Source organism: Acinetobacter sp. LCT-H3 (genome assembly GCF_001866125.1).
GTDB lineage: Bacteria > Pseudomonadota > Gammaproteobacteria > Pseudomonadales > Moraxellaceae > Acinetobacter > Acinetobacter schindleri.
In genome coordinates this window covers 40,502-58,400 of record NZ_MODX01000001.1, presented here as the reverse complement: position 1 = coordinate 58,400, position 17,899 = coordinate 40,502, and the positions used below count along the sequence as shown (strand labels likewise).

The following is a 17,899-nucleotide window of genomic DNA, read 5'->3' as shown; positions in this document are numbered from 1 at the left end:
ATGTTTTTTATTTTTGGTGTTGGACCGAAAACCAAAGTCATCGAAAAAAGTCAGTTCTTATGTCCAGTGTGCCGAACCCGAGCCGGTTACGAGCTGAGACAGCAGCGTAATTATTTTTCCTTATTCTTTATTCCCTTGATTCCCCTGTCGAAAGCCAAGGATGCTTTTGTGCGCTGCAATCACTGCGGTACGGTCATGCCAAGCACAGTTCTCGACCATGCCCAGCCTGACTCGAACCGTCAGTCTAATCTAGAAGCTTGATTCCTCACGGCTTGGATTACTTTCACGAGTCGTGGCATCAATCTTGAGAATCAGGCTGATCATCATGGCACACATAATCAGCGAAGAACCACCATAACTGATAAATGGCAGGGTCAAACCTTTGGTTGGCAGCATGCCCATGTTCATGCCTGCATTCACCAAAACCTGTAACAGGAAAATGATACTGATGCCATATGCCAGATAACCAGCACGCAGGTAATGGTTTTTCAGGGCACGATGACCAATGCGAATACAGCAGACAATCATGCTGAAAGACAGAATCAGAACGATCGCAATGCCCAGAAAACCGAATTCCTCACCCAGAATTGCCAGCATAAAATCGGTATGGGCTTCAGGCAGGTAAGACATTTTCTGAATACTGTGTCCCAGACCGACACCCATCCATTCTCCACGACCAAAAGCCATGAGCGCATTTGATAGCTGATAACCCGTACCCAGCGGATCTTCCCAAGGATTCGAGAAAGACAGGAAACGCTGCAGACGATATGGCTCAAAAGCAATTGCAGCGATCAACGCACCAATAATGACGCCGAAAGCCAGACCAAACTGGTTCCACGGCGCACCCGCCAGGAAGAATACTCCAAGCATGGTTAGCGTGATGACTACGGTTGCCCCCAAGTCCGGCTCAAGCATGACCAACAGGATGGTTGCCCCCATGATGATACTTAAGCGTCCCAAACCGGAAATCTTATTACGTACCTCTTCAGCACGACGTACTACGTAGTCTGCGGTGAAGATTGCCATCATTACCTTCGCTACTTCGGAAGCCTGTAAGGTAAAGCCAGCAAGACGAATCCAGCGCTTGGAACCATTGACTTCAGTACCGACCAGCAATACTGCCAATAGCAGCAGAATGGTCACAAACCATAAAAAGAAAGTACTGTTAAACCAGCGATTTAAAGGAATCTTATAAGTAGCATAGGCGACTGCTGCCCCAGCCCCGATCGAGATGGCATGTCGGGTAATATAGTGAAAGGCATTGCCATTAATTCGTTCTGCATACGGCATCGAAGCGGATGCCACCATGATTGAACCAATACACAGCAAAGCCAATACACAGAAAATCAGCACATTACGTGGATTAACTTCAGCGGGTAACTTAGGTAGCCACTGCTCGTAGATTTGAGTAATTTTATTGATCGCAGTCTGAGCAAACTCAGCCATATCACGAATCCTTGTTGTTCTTAATTAAGTGCGTTGACATACGCAACGAACTGACGACCACGCTCAGGATAGCCTGAGAACATATCAAAACTTGCACATGCCGGAGACAATAGCACGACATCATGTGGCTGGGTATTGCTCTGGCAGATTTCTACTGCTTCCTGCAGGCTTTCCGCATGCACAAGTGTCGTGGTTCCTTCAATTGCTGCTTCAATGATTGGACGATCTACACCAATCAACACTGCTACCTTCGCATATTTAGACAGTGAATTACGTAAAGCAGAGAAGTCCTGGCCTTTGCCCTCGCCACCGAGAATGATTGCCACTTTCCCACCTTGTGCTTCGATCGCCGCACCTAGACCGTCTAAAGCGGCCAGAGTCGCACCGATGTTGGTACCTTTAGAATCGTTATAATAACGCACACCATTAACTTCTTTGACAAATTCACAGCGATGCTCCAGCCCTTTGAAGGTTTTTAGTGTTTCCAGCATGCTGTCTATTGGCAAGCCAATTGCTTCACCTAAAGCCAAACAGGCCAAAGCATTCGCGACATTGTGCGTGCCTTGAATATACATCTCAGAACTTTTCAATAAACGTTCGCGTCCACGCGCTAACCAGATCGTGCCATCCGTGTCACGTAACACGCCGTACTGGTTTATATCAGGTGCATTTAAACCAAAGCTTTGCATTGGCGTTACATCCGGAACCAGTGGACGAGTCAGTGAATCATCGCGGTTATACACCACTTTTTTGACACCCTGGAAAATACGGTGTTTTGCTGTGTGGTAGCCCATCATGTCACCATGACGATCCAGATGGTCTTCGCTCATATTCAGCACGACTGCCACTTCAGCATTCAGATTCGACGTGGTTTCCAGCTGAAAACTTGAAAGCTCTAAAATATAAAGTTCAGGATCATCTTTGGTCAGATCCAGCGCAGGACGGCCAAGGTTGCCACCAACGGCCACTTTCTTACCCGCATCTGCGGCCATCAGACCAATTAATGTGGTGACGGTACTTTTGGCATTTGAACCGGTAATCGCAACAATGGGTTTATCGGTAGAACGGCGCAGAATCTGGATTTCACTCACCACCGGAATACCTTTGGCAATCGCTGCCTGAATTTCAGGAAGTTTCGGATCAAGCCCCGGACTGATGACGATTTCTTCTGCTGATAGCAATAATTCCTGGTCAAATTTACCAAAGCTGGTTTGTACTTCGGCAGGAATCTGGTCATGCCCCGGTGGATTTGCCCTGGAGTCTGTTACTGCAACGCGGTAGCCCTTGTCATGTAAGAAATTGACTGCTGCAACACCTGAAATTCCAAGTCCTGCAACGACCTTAAGTCCACCACGTTGTATTAACATTTTTGCCTCATGTTCTGGTCTAATTTGAAACTTTTGAAATGTTAGCACTTTGCCGTTTTGAATGCTTTTTCTGTTTCATCTTTCTGCAGATTTTTTTGTATATTGCATAAAAAAGCCATCATAAAAATGATGGCTTTTTCACTTTTAATTTTGCTGGAAAATTATTTCCATTTCACAGCTTGCTGAGCAGGCTTTTTCTCTGCTGGCTGCTCGGATGCCGGACAGGCACAATTGCCTCCACAGCCACTGGCCATCGCAGGTTTTAACCATTTCGCCAGCTTATGCCAGCCTTGGGCTTCACAAGCATTGGATAGCTTCAGGAAGACCGAGCGTGAAGTATTCGGAAATACCTTCTTAAATACTACCACTGCACTCCAAAGCACCAGTGCCGTCACAATCAGAATTTCAATCATCTCAATCTCCCCTTCACTGTGCTGTTTCAGTCAGTATTAACCGAAATAGTGTGAAGCAATCTGATAAGTCAGGAATGACATGATATATGCCAGACCAAACAGATAAACTGTCATAAAGCCCACAGTTTTCCATGAACCTGTTTCACGTTTTACTGTTGCCAGAGTTGCCAGACAGTGTGGTGCATAGATAAACCACACCAGTAACGATAAACCGGTTGCCAGTGTCCAGCCTAATTCACCGCCACCGCTAATCAAAGCTGCAAGCCCTTCAGACATCGCATCTTCATCAACTGCTGACAAGGCATAAACTGTACCCAGTGCAGCCACAACCACTTCACGAGCTGCCATTGCCGGAATCAGCGCAATACAGATCTGCCAGTTAAAGCCTAACGGTGCAAAGATCGGCTGGATAAAATGACCAATCATCCCGGCAAAAGAATAATCAATATCTGGCAACGTGGCCCCTTCAGGCGGTTGCGGGAAGGTACACAGGAACCACAGCAGAATCGACAATGCGAAGATGATGCCACCAACACGCTTCAAGAAGATCTTGCCGCGATCCAGCAAACCAATCCAGACGTTCTTGATATCTGGAAAACGATAACTTGGCAGCTCCATTAGCAGCATATGCTCTGATTTGTCTTTGCTGAAAAACTTCAACACAAACGAAACAATCAGCGCACTTAGAATGCCTGCCATATACAGAGCAAACAGCACCAGGCCTTGCAGGTTAAAAATACCCCAGACCGACTGTGATGGAATAAATGCGGCAATCAGCAATGCATATACCGGCAGACGAGCCGAACAGGTCATCAAGGGTGCTACAAAAATTGTGGTCAAACGATCCCGTGGATCACTAATGGTACGTGACGCCATGATGCCCGGAATTGCACAGGCAAAGCTCGACAATAATGGGATAAAGGCACGACCAGAAAGACCGGCTTTGTACATCAATTTATCCAGCAGGAATGCAGCACGTGGCAGATAACCGGATTCTTCCAATACCAAGATAAAGAAGAACAGGATCAGAATCTGTGGCAGGAACACTACAACGCCGCCGGCACCGGCAATAATCCCATCTACGAGCAGACTATTCAGCAAAGGATGGGCAATGTTGTCTCCGACTACCTCACCGAGCCAGCCGAAGAAGGTTTCAATCCCATCCATGAAGGGTGCTGCCCAGGCAAATACTGCCTGGAAGATCACGAACATCATCACCGCTAGGCTAAGCAGACCGAGTACCGGATGCAGGAAAATTTTATCCAGAAAATCGGTGCGCTTGTCTTCCTGATCTACAAAGTTCACCACATCTTTCAGGATGCTTTCAACTTTGTGATGACTGTCACCGCTTAAGCCAGTCATTTCAGTCTCTGGAACAGCATATTTTCCCTGATCCAGTGCATTCATCAGGTTCTCAACACCTGACTTGCGCACCGCAACCGTTTCAGCAACGGGTACACCTAAACGCTCGGACAATTTCTGGGTATTGATCTGCATCCCACGACGGCGTGCTTCGTCCATCATGTTCAGAACGAGTAACACTGGACGGCCGAGCTGGATCATTTCCAGAACCAGACCGAGATGCAGTTTCAGATTGGTGGCATCGACCACACACAGGAATGCATCCTGCTGTTCTTCATCTGCAATTTTGCCCTGTACAACATCACGGGTAATCGCTTCATCCGGACTGGTAGCATCCAGACTATAAGTCCCCGGTAAATCCAGTACACGCACAGCCTTGCCCGATGGCAAAGTAAAGTGACCGACTTTACGTTCTACTGTCACTCCGGCATAGTTGCCGACTTTTTGACGCGTACCTGTTAAATGGTTGAATAATGAGGTTTTACCACAGTTAGGGTTACCGACAAGGGCAATACGTAAGGCATCACTCATGCCGACACTCCAGCTTCAATTTCAATTTTGGCTGCCTCTGACTTACGCAGGGCAAAACGGGTAAAACCGACCTGAATTAAAATCGGATCCCCACCAAAAATACCTTTGGTAATGACCTGCACTTCTGTGCCAGGCACAAAACCCAACGTTTCCAGGCGACTCGCCACGACATCGTGTTGAGCGCCCTCGCCATCAGTAGTTCGATTAACCTTTCGAATGATAGCTGTTTGCTTCACTTTCAAATCCGACAAACGCACCGCGAAAATTCCTAAACTATTTTGTACAGTATACAAACAAATGAGAATAATTAACAAATAAGATTAATTACAAACCGATTTAGCTTATATCACATCGACACTGTAATAAAATTAAACTACATTGGAGAATATCAATACTCATTATCGCTTTTTTAGATCAGATTCTTTCATCCTATGTTGAATAAAAAACCCCGTATTCCCGCTCCTGTCCAGATTCCAGAAAATACCCAGTTTCTGCACGGCTATCGTGACTATCTGATTGCACATACCGTAAGTCCTCATACACGGAATGCTTATTTATCTGATTTAATTCAATGCAGTAGTTGTCTAACTAAAGCCTTACCAGAATGGGATCATGATGATGTCTCGGATGTATTGATTGAGCTGACCAAACAGCAAAAAAGTCCACGTTCAATTGCACGCTGTTTGTCCGCCCTGCGCTCATTTTATAAATTCTTGCGTGAACAAAAGCTGAGAAATGACAATCCGGTTGCTGCACACAAGACACCAAAACTGGGACGTGCCCTGCCCAAAGATCTTTCTGAAGCCGATGTTGAAGCACTAATCAATGCACCGGATATTAATACTGCCTTGGGTTTACGTGACCGGGCAATGCTGGAAGTACTCTATGCCTGTGGATTACGTGTGACAGAATTACTCAACCTGCGACTGGAACTGATTAACCTAAAACAGGGCTATCTGCGTATCGTAGGTAAAGGCAACAAAGAACGATTAGTACCCATGGGGCAGGTCGCCTGCGAATGGATCGAGAAATATCTGAATGAAGCACGTCCGCAACTGTACAAGACAGCAACCGACTATCTGTTCCTGACTCAGCATGGTGGTATCATGAGCCGACAGAATTTCTGGTATGCGATCAAGCGTTACGCACTACAGGCCGGTGTCCAGGCAGAGCTTTCCCCCCATACCTTGCGTCATGCCTTTGCCACCCACCTGTTGAATCATGGTGCAGATCTACGTGTCGTGCAGATGCTGTTGGGACATAGTGACCTGTCGACCACCCAAATTTATACCCACGTGGCACAAGTGCGTATGCAACAGCTGCATGCGTCACATCATCCACGGGCCTGAACCTGAACTGACCACGTGTACAGAGAAGTTCAACCTGCAAACTATTTTTTTGTTATGCTAGGCATCTATTTTTATCTAAGAACAAAAAGGGTTATCCATGACATTTGCCCGCTCCAGTCTGTTTATCGCATGTATGCTTGCTGCAGGTTTCAGTCTTACTGCTTGCTCCAACTCTAATCAAAACGATAAAAAGTCAGATACTTTAACTGCAAGTGCACCAGCGACGGGTGAAGCATCTACCGTATCAGAACGTAATGCTCAGCAACGCCTGATCTCAACCCTGGAAGGTCACTTCAAAAAGGCTGGTATTAAGGCAAAAATCACTGGTGTTAAAACCACTGAAGTACCTAATCTGTTCTGGGTTAGCTTGGAAGGCATGTCGTCTGTCTATGCGACCAGTGATGGTAAATACATCATTCAGGGTGATGTGATCCGTCTGGGTGACAAACAGCTGCATAATGTCAGCGAATCCCTGCAATCCGATGTAAACAAGAAAATCTTTGCAGCACTAAAAGCCGAAGACCTGTTGATTTACCCTGCCAAAGGCAACAAAGCCAAGCATATTATCTATGTCTTTACCGATGTTAGCTGCCCGTACTGCCATAAATTCCACGAACAGATGGATGAGATGAACAATAAAGGCATTGAGGTACGTTATATCGCATGGCCACGTGGTGAGCAGCATATGCCAGCCATGGAAGCAATCTGGTGTAGTGCCGACCGTCGTGCTGCCTTTGATACTGCTATTGCCGGTGGATCAATTACACCAGCAACCTGTCAAAATCCTGTGAAAGATCAATATCAAATGGGTCTGAATATCGGTGTGAACGGTACCCCGGGTGTCTATAGTTCAGAGGGTGTTTACCTGGGCGGATACATGTCGACCGCTGAACTTTTGGACCGTCTTAAATAACTCATTTTAATAAGTTATTTTACTTTATGTTATACATAAAGATATTCTGAGATCACCCTAGAGTCAGCGCGTTTTTTTAGCTATGATCTAGGCTCTCGTAAAAAACTGTTTATATTTGGAGTGTGACGTGAAACCAGTTCGTCTGGCAATCCTCGGTCTTGGTACTGTGGGTGGTGGTGCCCTTAAACTATTAAAACAAAATGCTGCTGAGATTAAACGTCGCACCGGTCGTGAAATTCAAATTACTTATGTGGGTACCCGTCGTCCGCGTCCTGACCTGGAACTTGATGACAGCATCAAGCAAAGTGCTGACCTGCTAGAGATCGTACGTCAGCCAGATGTTGATGTTGTGGTTGAAGTGATGGGTGGTATTCATCCTGCCTATGAAGTCATTAAAGAAGCCATCCTGCATGGCAAACAGGTTGTGACTGCGAACAAGGCTTTGCTCGCTGAACACGGTAATGAACTGTTCAAACTTGCTGATGACAACGCTGTGCAAATTGCTTACGAGGCAGCGGTGGCAGGTGGCATCCCGATTATTAAAGTCATGCGTGAAGGCTTGGCTGCCAACAAAATTGATTGGCTGGCGGGCATCATTAACGGTACAGGTAACTTTATCCTGACTGAAATGCGTGACAAAGGCCGTGCTTTTGAAGATGTACTGAAAGAAGCGCAAGAACTGGGTTATGCTGAAGCAGATCCAACCTTTGACGTTGAAGGTATTGATGCCGCACATAAACTAACCTTACTTGCATCGATTGCATTTGGTATCCCGCTGCAATTTGATAAAGTCTTCACCGAAGGCATCAGCAAAATCACGGCTCAAGATGTAAAATATGCTGAAGACTTAGGTTTCCGTATTAAACACCTTGGTATTGCTCGTCGTACAGAAACAGGGATTGAACTTCGTGTTCACCCGACCCTGATTCCTGAGGAGCAACTGATCGCCAATGTAAATGGCGTGAAGAATGCAGTCCTGGTACAAGCCAATGCCGTTGGCCCTACACTTTACTATGGCGCTGGTGCTGGTGCTGGTCCTACAGCATCTGCTGTAGTCGCTGACGTGGTGGATATCGTGCGTGACATTTCTTACACTGAAGATGGCGCAGGTACCATTCCACAACTGGCTTTTGAAAGCTTAAGCGACTTGCCAATTCTTTCTCGTGAAGAAATGACCACAGGCTACTACATCCGTATTAACGCTGAAGATCAAACCGGCGTTCTTGCAGAAGTGACCTCTATTCTGAGCCGTAACGGTATTAGTATCGATGCCATCATGCAGCAGTCTCGCTTAAAAGACCTTATTCCTATCGTGATCCTGACTGATCCAGTTAAGGAAGCGAAAATGGATGAAGCGTTAAAGCAAATTCAAGCTCTTCCTGTCATTCATGGCGAAATTGTGCGAATTCGTTTAGAATCGCTTGATAATTAATCGGGTTGAGGGGTTTACACTCCTCACCAAGCTCTACACACAATTGGAACATCATCATGTCGAATGCCAATCGTTATACTGGTTTAGTTGACCGCTATCGCGACCGTTTACCAGTGTCTGCAACTACCCCTGCTGTTTCTCTAGGCGAAGGTAATACACCACTGATTAAGCTTGCGAATATTCCGCGCATTATTGGCAAAAATGTTGAAATTTATGTGAAGTACGAGGGCTTAAACCCGACTGGTTCATTTAAAGACCGTGGTATGACCATGGCGGTGACCAAAGCCGCTGAAGAAGGCTCAAAAGCCATTATCTGTGCCTCTACAGGTAACACCTCTGCTGCTGCGGCTGCCTATGCTGCACGTGCAGGCATGAAAGCGTTTGTGTTAATTCCTGAAGGCAAAATTGCCATGGGTAAAATGGCACAAGCGATGATGTATGGCGCGATCACCATGCAGATTCGCGGTAACTTTGACGATGGTATGCGTCTGGTGAAAGAAATTGCGGATAAAGCTCCGGTGACGATCGTGAACTCAATCAATCCATACCGTTTGCAAGGTCAAAAAACCATTGCTTACGAAATCGTAGATGAGCTGGGCCGTGCGCCTGACTACCACTGCCTACCTGTCGGTAACGCAGGTAACATCACTGCACACTGGATGGGTTATACCGAAGCCGTTGCCAACCAACCTGCTGATCAGTTTGAGCAAGTGGTTTATGACCCTGCAACTGATGCGTTCACTGGTCCTAAACCTGAAGGCCTTCCGACAATGGTCGGTTACCAGGCGGTTGGTGCTGCACCGTTCCTACGTGGTGCGCCAGTAGAAAACCCTGAAACTGTGGCAACTGCAATCCGTATTGGTAATCCACAAAGCTGGAACCATGCCAAAGCAGTTGTTCGTGATTCTCAAGGTTGGTTCGACGAACTGACTGATGCTGAAATTCTTGAAGCACAACGTCTACTTTCCATGTACGAAGGTGTATTCGTAGAACCTGCTTCTGCAGCGTCTATCGGCGGTGCAATTCGTGACATCAAAGCTGGCAAGATTGCTGAAGGCTCAGTAATTGTTTGTACTGTGACAGGTAACGGTCTGAAAGATCCCGATACTGCAATCAAACAATGTTCTGATGCAGTAATGCTGTCGATCGATGCAACATTGGATCAAGTACGCGATTCTATACTGTCTAATATGTAAGAGACAGAATCAAAAAGCCCTGCATCTGCAGGGCTTTTTTATGACTTAAATATTTTATAAAAGCTTAAACACGCTGTTTCGGCAAACTAGACACCCAAGTCATGAGACGTGTTGCATCATTGGTACGTGCAGCAGATGAATCTGCTCCAAGCAACACTACGACTACTGGACGGTTATTTAAGGTGGTATGCATCACTACACAACGTCCAGCTTCATTGATAAAACCGGTTTTAGAAATATTAATATTCCAGCCACCATTACGTACTAGTGCATTGGTATTATTCGATTTCAACACACGGTAACCCAGATTAAAGTCATAACTTGCTGTGGTTGAGAACTGTCGGATCAAGCCGTATTGCGAAGCGGTGTTTACCAGAATCCCCAAGTCTCTTGCAGATGACTTATTGCCCGGATGCAATCCGGTAGATTCCAGAAATTTACTTGAATTCATACCCAATGCTTTGGCTTTACTATTCATGGCAGAAATAAAAGCACTACGACCACCTGGATAGGTACGTGCCAACGCTGCTGCAGCCGGGTTTTCAGATTTCATCAGTGCAAACAATAAAGCTTCAGCACGATTCATCGTGTCTCCGACACGTAACGTCGAGCTTGAACTCTTACAACCTGAACATGAAAAATCACCCTGTTGTAGTGTGATTTTTTCATTCATGTTTAAACGTGCATCAGAGATCACCACTGCTGTCATCAGCTTGGTAATCGATGCAATCGGCACTGCTGTATTACTGTTCTTGCTATACAGCACTTCACCGGTCTGCGCGTCCATTACCAGCGCTGAACGCGCATTGACAGATGGCTGCGTGCCATAGGTCTTGGTATCCAGAATCTGTACAGTTTTGGCAGGTTCTTGTACTGCTTGACCATTCTGACTACGGATGGTCGTGGTGACTGTCGTAGAGCCAAGCGGAGAAGGCTCATCATCGGCATCCGATCCATCACTCAAGAACTGGTTGGCCTGTTCAGAAGACCAGCTCAGGCTAGACTGAGGGGCCGCTGCTGACGAATTCATGATAATTTCAGCAAAACTCGTCGTCGTACTCATGCTGACTGCCAGCGACAGACCCAGTACATGCATCAAAGACTTATGTGTTTTCTTCACTATTCCTTCACCCAACTTACGAGGTAAGATTGATTTGCGTATTACCTCTAATATGGCTTACATTACATTTACCACAATGCAGAACAATTATTGATCTCTACACTGCGTGATACAGTTCAATATGACATGTCTGTAGGATTGCTAATTTTGTAGTTTCATTGCAAGCTTATTTTGCGTTGTGTAACAAAAAAAATGATTTTTTTTCATCTGAGGGAGAGTATACGTGATCACAGTTTTAGTTGTAGATGACCATGAATTGGTGCGTACTGGCATCTGTAGAATGCTTGAAGACCACACTGATGTTCAGGTCATTGGACAAGCTGAATCTGGTGAAGAAGCAATTACTCTGGTGCGTCAGCATCATCCGAATGTAGTGCTCCTGGATGTGAATATGCCGGGTATTGGTGGTGTTGAAACTACGCGTCGACTGTTACAAACAGCCCCTGATACTAAAGTTATCGCTGTCAGTGGTCTTGCCGAAGAACCTTATCCATCGCTGTTACTCAAAGCAGGTGCTAAAGGCTATATCACCAAAGGTGCACCTGTTACCGAGATGGTACGTGCTATTAATAAAGTCATGCAGGGCGGCAAATACTTTAGTGCAGATATTGCCGAGCAATTAGCGAGCTCTTATTTATCTGACACACAGCAATCCCCATTTGATTCCCTGTCCGAACGCGAAATGCAGGTTGCCATGATGGTCGTCAACTGCATTAGTGCCCAGGAAATTGCGGATAAACTTTTTGTTAGTGTTAAGACTGTAAATACCTATCGTTATCGTATTTTTGAAAAACTTAATATCGACAGCGATGTGAAACTGACCCATCTAGCAATGCGCTATGGTCTGATTAAACCTTAATATTTTATGCCCTTTATTTAAGAAAACTTAAAAAAACAAAAAAGGTTCTATGTCGCAGCGATCTTCTTATTCAGAGCTTAACCAATATCTGCTGGGCACTTGGTATGCGGCATACCGCCTGATCATCAGTACTGGTTTACTGCTGATTTTCGTGCTCACTTATCCTGAGCACACCAGCGATTTAGAATATCCCAAGCTGTATCATTATGTACTGAGTAGCTTCATTGCTATCGCCTTGATCCAGCTTTTTGTTCTGAAGTATTTTAAGAAATTTGTTCAGCAACAGCTGACCGGTATTTTTATTGTCGATGTCTGTGCACTCAGCCTGCTGACCTTGGCCACGAATGGCACCAATCTACAGCTCAGTATGCTATTCGTGATTACTATCTTTGCCGCTTCCATTTTACTGAATGCACAAAAAGCGCTGGTGATTACCTTGATTGCGGTCATCAGTGTGATTTACCAGCATTTCATCACCAGCCTGTTTACCCTTTCCTCTCTGGGTAATATCGGCAATAGCGCCATATTGGCTTTCATGTTTTTTGTGGTCTATGGCATCGGGCAAATTGCAGTCCGACGTTTCCAGATCTTGGAAAATGTCAATTTTTCCCAGTCCATGGAACTTTATCGTCTACAAAATATTAACCGTTATATTCTGGAACAGATTGAGACTGGTTATCTGGTTCTCGATGAAAACTGTCATGTGGTGCTGAGTAATCCTGCTGCCTGCCACTTGCTTGGCATCCAGCAAATGTATGCACATGACACGTTTCCATTGTACCAGTCACAACCAGATCTGTTTGAGTTGATCCGCTTTGAAGATCTGGAAAATGGCGAACGCTTTCAGTTTGAATCCCAGCAAAGCCGTTTCAATATTCATGTTCAAGTACAAAAACTGATTGTACCGCATCAAACTTTAATGTTGCTGGTGCTGCAAGATGCGCAAAAACTTAATCAACAAGTCCAGCAATTAAAACTGGCGGCACTCGGGCAACTTTCTGCCAGTATTGCCCATGAGATTCGTAATCCGCTTGCAGCGATTGTTCAAGCTAATGATCTGTTACCTGGTTGTGAACAGGACCAACAGCAGGTGTTGCATGGCATGATCAGCAAGCAGGCAACACGAATCAACCGGATTATTGAAGACACGCTGAATATGGTGAAGAATAAAGAGACTCATCCAGTATCTATTCAGCTGAATGAATTTATTCCACAATGTATCCATGAGGATTTGGCTGATATTGCTGATCAGATTAAGCTGAATATTGATATGCGACTGGACATCCAGTTTGATGAAGCCCAGCTACGTCAAGTATTGGTCAATTTATTGCGTAATGCCGTGCGGCATAACGATCCAGCTGTAGGTTATGTAGAATTAAAAGTTCATCCTTATGAACATAAAGTCTGGATTGATGTACGGGATTTTGGTCAGGGCGTTGCGCCTGCCGATCAGAGTCTGCTGTTTAAGCCATTTTTCAGCACTTCAATTAATGGTACAGGGCTAGGGCTATATTTATCCCACAGTTTCTGTGAGGCCAATCAGGCCCAGCTGAATTATATACAACAAGAACAGGGTGCCTGCTTCCGGATTAGCTGCCAGCGCATCACTGTTTAATTTTTGAATTTAAGGGGAAAAGTGTGGAACAACAACCACTGGTACTATTGGTCGATGATGAAGAAGATCTCTGTACGCTCATGCAGATGTCGCTCATGCGTATGGGAATTCGCACGCATATCGCCCATCGTCTGGAGGATGCTAAAAAACGCCTGGCAGATCATCAGTATGATGCCTGCCTTACGGACTTGAATCTGCCTGATGGTAATGGCTTGCAGCTACTGGAATTTATCAGTGAGCATCATCCTTCCCTACCGGTTGCTGTGTTAACTGCCTATGGCAATATGGATATTGCCATTGCTGCACTCAAGGCAGGTGCCTTTGACTTTGTCAGTAAGCCGATCAATCAGAAACATCTGGAGCAGTTACTGCAAAAGGCACTAAATAAGCCAGTAGATTACCAATCCAATCAGCAAGATACCCTAGAATATAAAATGCTGATTGGCCAGTCCAAGCCGATTCAGCAATTACGTACGACTTTGCATAAAATTGCCCGCTCTCAAGCCCCGGTATTTATTACCGGTGAATCTGGTACAGGTAAAGAAGTTGTAGCAAATCTGGTTCATCGCCTCAGTAACCGGAGTGAAGGACCCTTTATTGCCATTAACTGTGGCGCAATTCCAGCTGAACTGATGGAAAGTGAGCTATTCGGGCACAAGAAAGGCAGCTTTACTGGCGCCATGCAGGACAAACAGGGCCTAATCCAGTCTGCACATGGCGGCAGTTTATTTCTGGATGAAATTGCAGAACTTCCACTCAGTATGCAGGTCAAACTGCTACGTGCAGTACAGGAAAAACGGATTCGCCCTTTAGGCTCAGATATCGAAATTGATGTGGATTTTCGCGTCATCAGCGCCAGTCATCAGGACCTGGAAGCACAGGTACAGCAAGGTAAATTTCGTCAGGATTTATTCTTCCGCATTCATGTGATGGATCTAGTGTTGCCACCATTACGTGAGCGTGGTAATGACATTCTGCTGCTGGCTGAACACTTTATTCAGAAGATCTGTCAGGAATGGCAAATCCCTGTGAAACGCCTGACTGAACATAGCAAAGAGCAGTTACTGACTCAATACTATCCAGGAAATGTCCGGGAATTGCGTAATATCATCGAGCGAGCTATTACCCTCAGCGATGAAGACACAATTGATATCCAGCATTTGCAAACTGCACCTTTACGCCAGAGTTTTGTGACCTCCGAAATCACATCGAATATAGCATCCGAATCGAGTAACACTACTGACACTTTTATCGTACCGAAAAAACTGCCTGAAGAAGGTCTTGAACTGTATATGGAGAAAATCGAGAAAGAAATTTTGCTAAATGCATTGAATCTGACTCACTGGAACCGTACGCTTGCCGCAAAAAAGTTGGGCATGTCTTTCCGCTCGCTGCGTTATCGTCTGAAGAAATTTGGGCTCGATACCGATGAAGAAGAATGATTGATGAGGGGGCTATGCCCCCTTCATTATTTTTGTAAAAGCAATAATTCAGTGATGTGATCCAGATAACTTTCTTCCCTCATCTCAACGCCAAGCGGATAACTGAGGTGAGGCTGCACACCAAGACCCTCAATACGCTGACCACTGGGACTGAAATATTGCGATACCGTCATCTGTAACGCCGCCCCATTGCTAAGAGGAAACAGTTTCTGCACCACACCTTTACCATAGCTTTTTTCACCGACCACCCAGGCACGGTTATGCTCTTTCAAGGCAGCGGTAAAGACTTCGGCTGCAGAGGCTGAACGGTTATTAATCAAGATTCCAATTTTCAGATTCTGAAATTCAAATCCTGGTAAAGCCTGAAACTGCTGATCCCCTTCTGCCCGGCTTTTGGTTGAGACAATAATGCCCTGATTCAGGAATAGATCTGCAGACTCTACCGCTGCCGAAAGCAGGCCACCTGGATTATTACGTAGATCAAATAACACGGCTTTTAAACGTTGACTGGAATAGCTGTCAATAATTCGTTTAATTTCGTTGGCTGTGTCCTGCTGGAAGACCTTGACCTGCAAGACCAGCACCTGATTATTATGCAGGGTCGATTTAATCTCGGTATCTACTTTGATATTACGAACCAGCGTCACCGGCGTACTTTGCGCAGAAAGCTGAATGCTTAAAGTAGAGCCTATCGCGCCACTGAGCAAATCCCGAACCTGCTCGCGCTTCAGCGTATTTAAGATCTGATCATCAATCTTGTAAACAGTCACGCCATTACGCAATCCCTGCTTGGCAGAGTCGGCATCCGGACTAAGTCCCTGCACCATCCACTGCTTCAATTGCGGATTAAACTGCAGGTCAAAATCGATACTGGCTAGATCGCCTTCAGTATATTGACGGAGCTGTTTGAAGTCTTCTGGAGAAAGATAACGGGAATAGCGGTCTAAACCACCGACCAGACCACGAATTGCCTGTTGGAATAATGCATCGTCATTTTTATCTTGAATATAATTATCTTTGACAATGCCATAAATCTGCACGAATTCCTGAATCGAAGAAACCGGAATTTCGCTATAGGTTTGCTGGTCCATGACCATATCATCGAGTACCGGACCCTGGGAACCAGCACTCCATGCCGAATGGCTCAAACACATCAGTAAGCTTGCGAGTACAACTGACTTCTGCTGTGATTTTGCCATTCTTTATCCTATTGATATTTTTATGAAGCGTTCAGCTCAATTAAGTTACGGCCCTGCATTTCTGCCGGCACTGGAAGTTGCATCAGACTTAACAATGTTGGCGCCACATCCGCCAGTACACCGCCTTCTGCAATCGTTGCCGAAGTTGGACCCACATAAATAAACGGAACCAGTTCAGTCGTATGTTGGGTATGTACCTGACCACTTTGATAGTCCTGCATCTGCTCAACATTACCATGGTCTGCAGTAATAATCATATGGCCTTTTTGCGCCATCACGGCTTCATAAACACGACCTAGGCAAGTGTCTACTGCTTCCACTGCTTTGACTGCTGCATCAAATACGCCAGTATGACCGACCATATCACCATTGGCATAGTTCACCACCAGCAGGTCAAACTCACCTGAGTTGATCGCTGCAACCAGTTCATCGGTCACTTCGTATGCACTCATTTCCGGTTTGAGATCATAAGTTGCTACATTTGGAGATGGAATCAGGATACGTTTTTCACCTGGATATTCATCTTCACGACCACCGCTGAAGAAGAAAGTCACGTGTGCATATTTCTCAGTTTCTGCGATACGTAATTGGGTTTTGCCCAGGTCTGATAAATATTCGCCAATCGAGTTCACCAGCGCTTCTGGCATATATGCTACAGGCGCATCGATTGTTGCCTGATAACGGGTCAACATCACATATTTCGCCAGATGTGGCACAACTTTGCGCTCAAAACCGGTAAAATCTTTCTCAACAAAAGCACGGGTTAATTCACGCGCACGATCCGCACGGAAATTCATGAAGACTACGCTGTCACCATCCTGAATCGCAGCCACATCACCGATACGGGTCGCTTTTACGAATTCATCGGATTCATCTGCTGCATACGCCTGTTCAAGACCTTCTACTGCAGTGGCTGCCGTACGAACTGCTTCACCTTCAGTCAGCAAACGATACGCCTGTTCCACGCGATCCCAACGGTTGTCACGATCCATGGCAAAGTAACGGCCAATCATGGTGGCAATACGGCCTTGACCTGGATATTGAGCAAAAACAGCGTCTAATTTTTCTAATGATGGTTGTGCACTTTTCGGCGGCGTATCACGACCATCCAGGAAAGCATGTAGATAGACTTTGGCACCACGTTTTAATGCCAGCTCTGCCATCGCTACGATATGGTCTTCATGTGAGTGCACACCACCTTCAGATAACAGGCCCATAATGTGTACGGCACCATTTGATGCTTTGGCTTTTTCTACCGCATCAATCAGTACTTCATGCTCAAAGAACGCACCGGCACGGATATCTTTGGTAATACGGGTGAAGTCCTGATATAACACACGGCCAGCACCCAGGTTCATATGACCGACTTCAGAGTTACCCATCTGACCATCAGGCAGACCGACATCTTCACCAGAACCAGAGATCAAACCATGCGGATGCTTTTCCTGCATAGCAGTTAAATGAGGTCGTTTAGCCGCTAAAAACGCATTGTCTTCGACCGCTTCGCGATGACCCACACCATCCATAATTACCAATACGTGAGGGATTTTGCCAGCAGTTGCATCCGTCATAATGAATACTCTTGTTCGTTTACGAATTAATCGTTCTATTTTAACTAATTTTGCAGTGAGAGGCCATGACCACACCATGGTTTA

Annotated in this window: 16 protein-coding genes; 8 read left to right on the top strand and 8 right to left on the bottom strand. The window is 45.6% G+C overall.

Annotation, left to right across the window (positions count from 1 at the left end; genetic code table 11):
* Nucleotides 1–261 (top strand): zinc ribbon domain-containing protein, encoded by a 261-nt coding sequence (locus BK820_RS00270; RefSeq protein WP_004896373.1) that lies wholly within the window; start codon nt 1–3, stop codon nt 259–261.
* Here BK820_RS00270 and ftsW read toward each other — a convergent pair.
* The 5 genes from ftsW to BK820_RS00245 form a co-directional block, all read right to left on the bottom strand.
* Nucleotides 250–1,446 (bottom strand): putative lipid II flippase FtsW, encoded by a 1,197-nt coding sequence (ftsW, locus tag BK820_RS00265; protein WP_071319766.1) that lies wholly within the window; start codon nt 1,444–1,446, stop codon nt 250–252. The genes BK820_RS00270 and ftsW overlap by 12 nt on opposite strands.
* 20 nt (nt 1,447–1,466) lie before the next feature.
* The gene (murD, locus tag BK820_RS00260; protein ID WP_071319765.1) at nt 1,467–2,813 is read right to left on the bottom strand and encodes a UDP-N-acetylmuramoyl-L-alanine--D-glutamate ligase; all 1,347 of its coding nucleotides are present in this window, start codon (nt 2,811–2,813) and stop codon (nt 1,467–1,469) included.
* Between the two features lie 161 nt (nt 2,814–2,974).
* Nucleotides 2,975–3,226 (bottom strand): DUF6587 family protein, encoded by a 252-nt coding sequence (locus BK820_RS00255; RefSeq protein WP_004896377.1) that lies wholly within the window; start codon nt 3,224–3,226, stop codon nt 2,975–2,977.
* 36 nt (nt 3,227–3,262) lie between these two features.
* Nucleotides 3,263–5,119 (bottom strand): ferrous iron transporter B, encoded by a 1,857-nt coding sequence (feoB, locus tag BK820_RS00250; RefSeq protein ID WP_071319764.1) that lies wholly within the window; start codon nt 5,117–5,119, stop codon nt 3,263–3,265.
* Nucleotides 5,116–5,376, bottom strand: a complete 261-nt coding sequence (locus BK820_RS00245; protein ID WP_004810128.1) for a FeoA family protein — start codon at nt 5,374–5,376, stop codon at nt 5,116–5,118. Before BK820_RS00245 ends, feoB begins: the two co-directional genes overlap by 4 nt.
* A 174-nt stretch (nt 5,377–5,550) precedes the next feature.
* Here BK820_RS00245 and xerD point away from each other — a divergent pair, with 174 nt between their 5' ends.
* From xerD to thrC, 4 genes are all read left to right on the top strand, one after another.
* Nucleotides 5,551–6,468 (top strand): site-specific tyrosine recombinase XerD, encoded by a 918-nt coding sequence (xerD, locus tag BK820_RS00240; protein WP_071319763.1) that lies wholly within the window; start codon nt 5,551–5,553, stop codon nt 6,466–6,468.
* Nucleotides 6,469–6,565: 97 nt separating this feature from the next.
* Complete coding sequence (locus tag BK820_RS00235) at nt 6,566–7,381, top strand: DsbC family protein (protein WP_071319762.1); 816 nt, start codon at nt 6,566–6,568, stop codon at nt 7,379–7,381.
* A gap of 127 nt (nt 7,382–7,508) precedes the next feature.
* Nucleotides 7,509–8,813 (top strand): homoserine dehydrogenase, encoded by a 1,305-nt coding sequence (locus BK820_RS00230; protein WP_071319761.1) that lies wholly within the window; start codon nt 7,509–7,511, stop codon nt 8,811–8,813.
* A gap of 56 nt (nt 8,814–8,869) precedes the next feature.
* Nucleotides 8,870–10,009 carry a threonine synthase gene (gene thrC, locus BK820_RS00225; protein WP_071319760.1) on the top strand — a complete coding sequence of 380 codons (1,140 nt, stop codon included), beginning with the start codon at nt 8,870–8,872 and terminating at the stop codon, nt 10,007–10,009.
* Between the two features lie 64 nt (nt 10,010–10,073).
* On the opposite strand, the gene BK820_RS00220 is transcribed toward thrC, so the two are convergent.
* Complete coding sequence (locus BK820_RS00220; protein WP_026056747.1) at nt 10,074–11,129, bottom strand: serine hydrolase family protein; 1,056 nt, start codon at nt 11,127–11,129, stop codon at nt 10,074–10,076.
* A 223-nt stretch (nt 11,130–11,352) separates the two neighbouring features.
* On the opposite strand from BK820_RS00220, the gene gacA reads away from it, so the two are divergent.
* Genes gacA through BK820_RS00205 form a run of 3 tightly spaced genes read left to right on the top strand, consistent with a single transcriptional unit; the run spans nt 11,353 to nt 15,045 of the window.
* Nucleotides 11,353–11,988 (top strand): response regulator transcription factor GacA, encoded by a 636-nt coding sequence (gene gacA / locus BK820_RS00215; RefSeq protein ID WP_004810139.1) that lies wholly within the window; start codon nt 11,353–11,355, stop codon nt 11,986–11,988.
* A 49-nt stretch (nt 11,989–12,037) separates the two neighbouring features.
* Nucleotides 12,038–13,603, top strand: coding sequence for a two-component system sensor histidine kinase NtrB (locus tag BK820_RS00210; protein ID WP_071319759.1), 1,566 nt, complete (start codon nt 12,038–12,040; stop codon nt 13,601–13,603).
* 23 nt (nt 13,604–13,626) lie between these two features.
* Nucleotides 13,627–15,045, top strand: a complete 1,419-nt coding sequence (locus tag BK820_RS00205; protein WP_004810143.1) for a sigma-54-dependent transcriptional regulator — start codon at nt 13,627–13,629, stop codon at nt 15,043–15,045.
* Between the two features lie 26 nt (nt 15,046–15,071).
* On the opposite strand, the gene BK820_RS00200 is transcribed toward BK820_RS00205, so the two are convergent.
* Both BK820_RS00200 and gpmI read right to left on the bottom strand, forming a co-directional pair.
* Nucleotides 15,072–16,244 carry a S41 family peptidase gene (locus tag BK820_RS00200; protein WP_004810144.1) on the bottom strand — a complete coding sequence of 391 codons (1,173 nt, stop codon included), beginning with the start codon at nt 16,242–16,244 and terminating at the stop codon, nt 15,072–15,074.
* A gap of 20 nt (nt 16,245–16,264) precedes the next feature.
* A complete protein-coding gene (gpmI, locus tag BK820_RS00195) occupies nt 16,265–17,815 on the bottom strand; it encodes a 2,3-bisphosphoglycerate-independent phosphoglycerate mutase (RefSeq protein WP_071319758.1) in 1,551 nt (516 codons plus the stop codon).
* Nucleotides 17,816–17,899 lie beyond the last annotated feature (84 nt).

Excerpts from the sequence above, each read along its gene's own strand:
- BK820_RS00270 (WP_004896373.1), top strand. The coding sequence starts at position 1 with ATGTTTTTTATTTTTGGTGTTGGACCGAAAACCAAAGTCATCGAAAAA.
- ftsW (WP_071319766.1), bottom strand. The coding sequence starts at position 1,446 with ATGGCTGAGTTTGCTCAGACTGCGATCAATAAAATTACTCAAATCTAC.
- murD (WP_071319765.1), bottom strand. The coding sequence starts at position 2,813 with ATGTTAATACAACGTGGTGGACTTAAGGTCGTTGCAGGACTTGGAATT.
- BK820_RS00255 (WP_004896377.1), bottom strand. The coding sequence starts at position 3,226 with ATGATTGAAATTCTGATTGTGACGGCACTGGTGCTTTGGAGTGCAGTG.
- feoB (WP_071319764.1), bottom strand. The coding sequence starts at position 5,119 with ATGAGTGATGCCTTACGTATTGCCCTTGTCGGTAACCCTAACTGTGGT.
- xerD (WP_071319763.1), top strand. The coding sequence starts at position 5,551 with ATGTTGAATAAAAAACCCCGTATTCCCGCTCCTGTCCAGATTCCAGAA.
- BK820_RS00235 (WP_071319762.1), top strand. The coding sequence starts at position 6,566 with ATGACATTTGCCCGCTCCAGTCTGTTTATCGCATGTATGCTTGCTGCA.
- thrC (WP_071319760.1), top strand. The coding sequence starts at position 8,870 with ATGTCGAATGCCAATCGTTATACTGGTTTAGTTGACCGCTATCGCGAC.
- BK820_RS00210 (WP_071319759.1), top strand. The coding sequence starts at position 12,038 with ATGTCGCAGCGATCTTCTTATTCAGAGCTTAACCAATATCTGCTGGGC.
- BK820_RS00200 (WP_004810144.1), bottom strand. The coding sequence starts at position 16,244 with ATGGCAAAATCACAGCAGAAGTCAGTTGTACTCGCAAGCTTACTGATG.
- gpmI (WP_071319758.1), bottom strand. The coding sequence starts at position 17,815 with ATGACGGATGCAACTGCTGGCAAAATCCCTCACGTATTGGTAATTATG.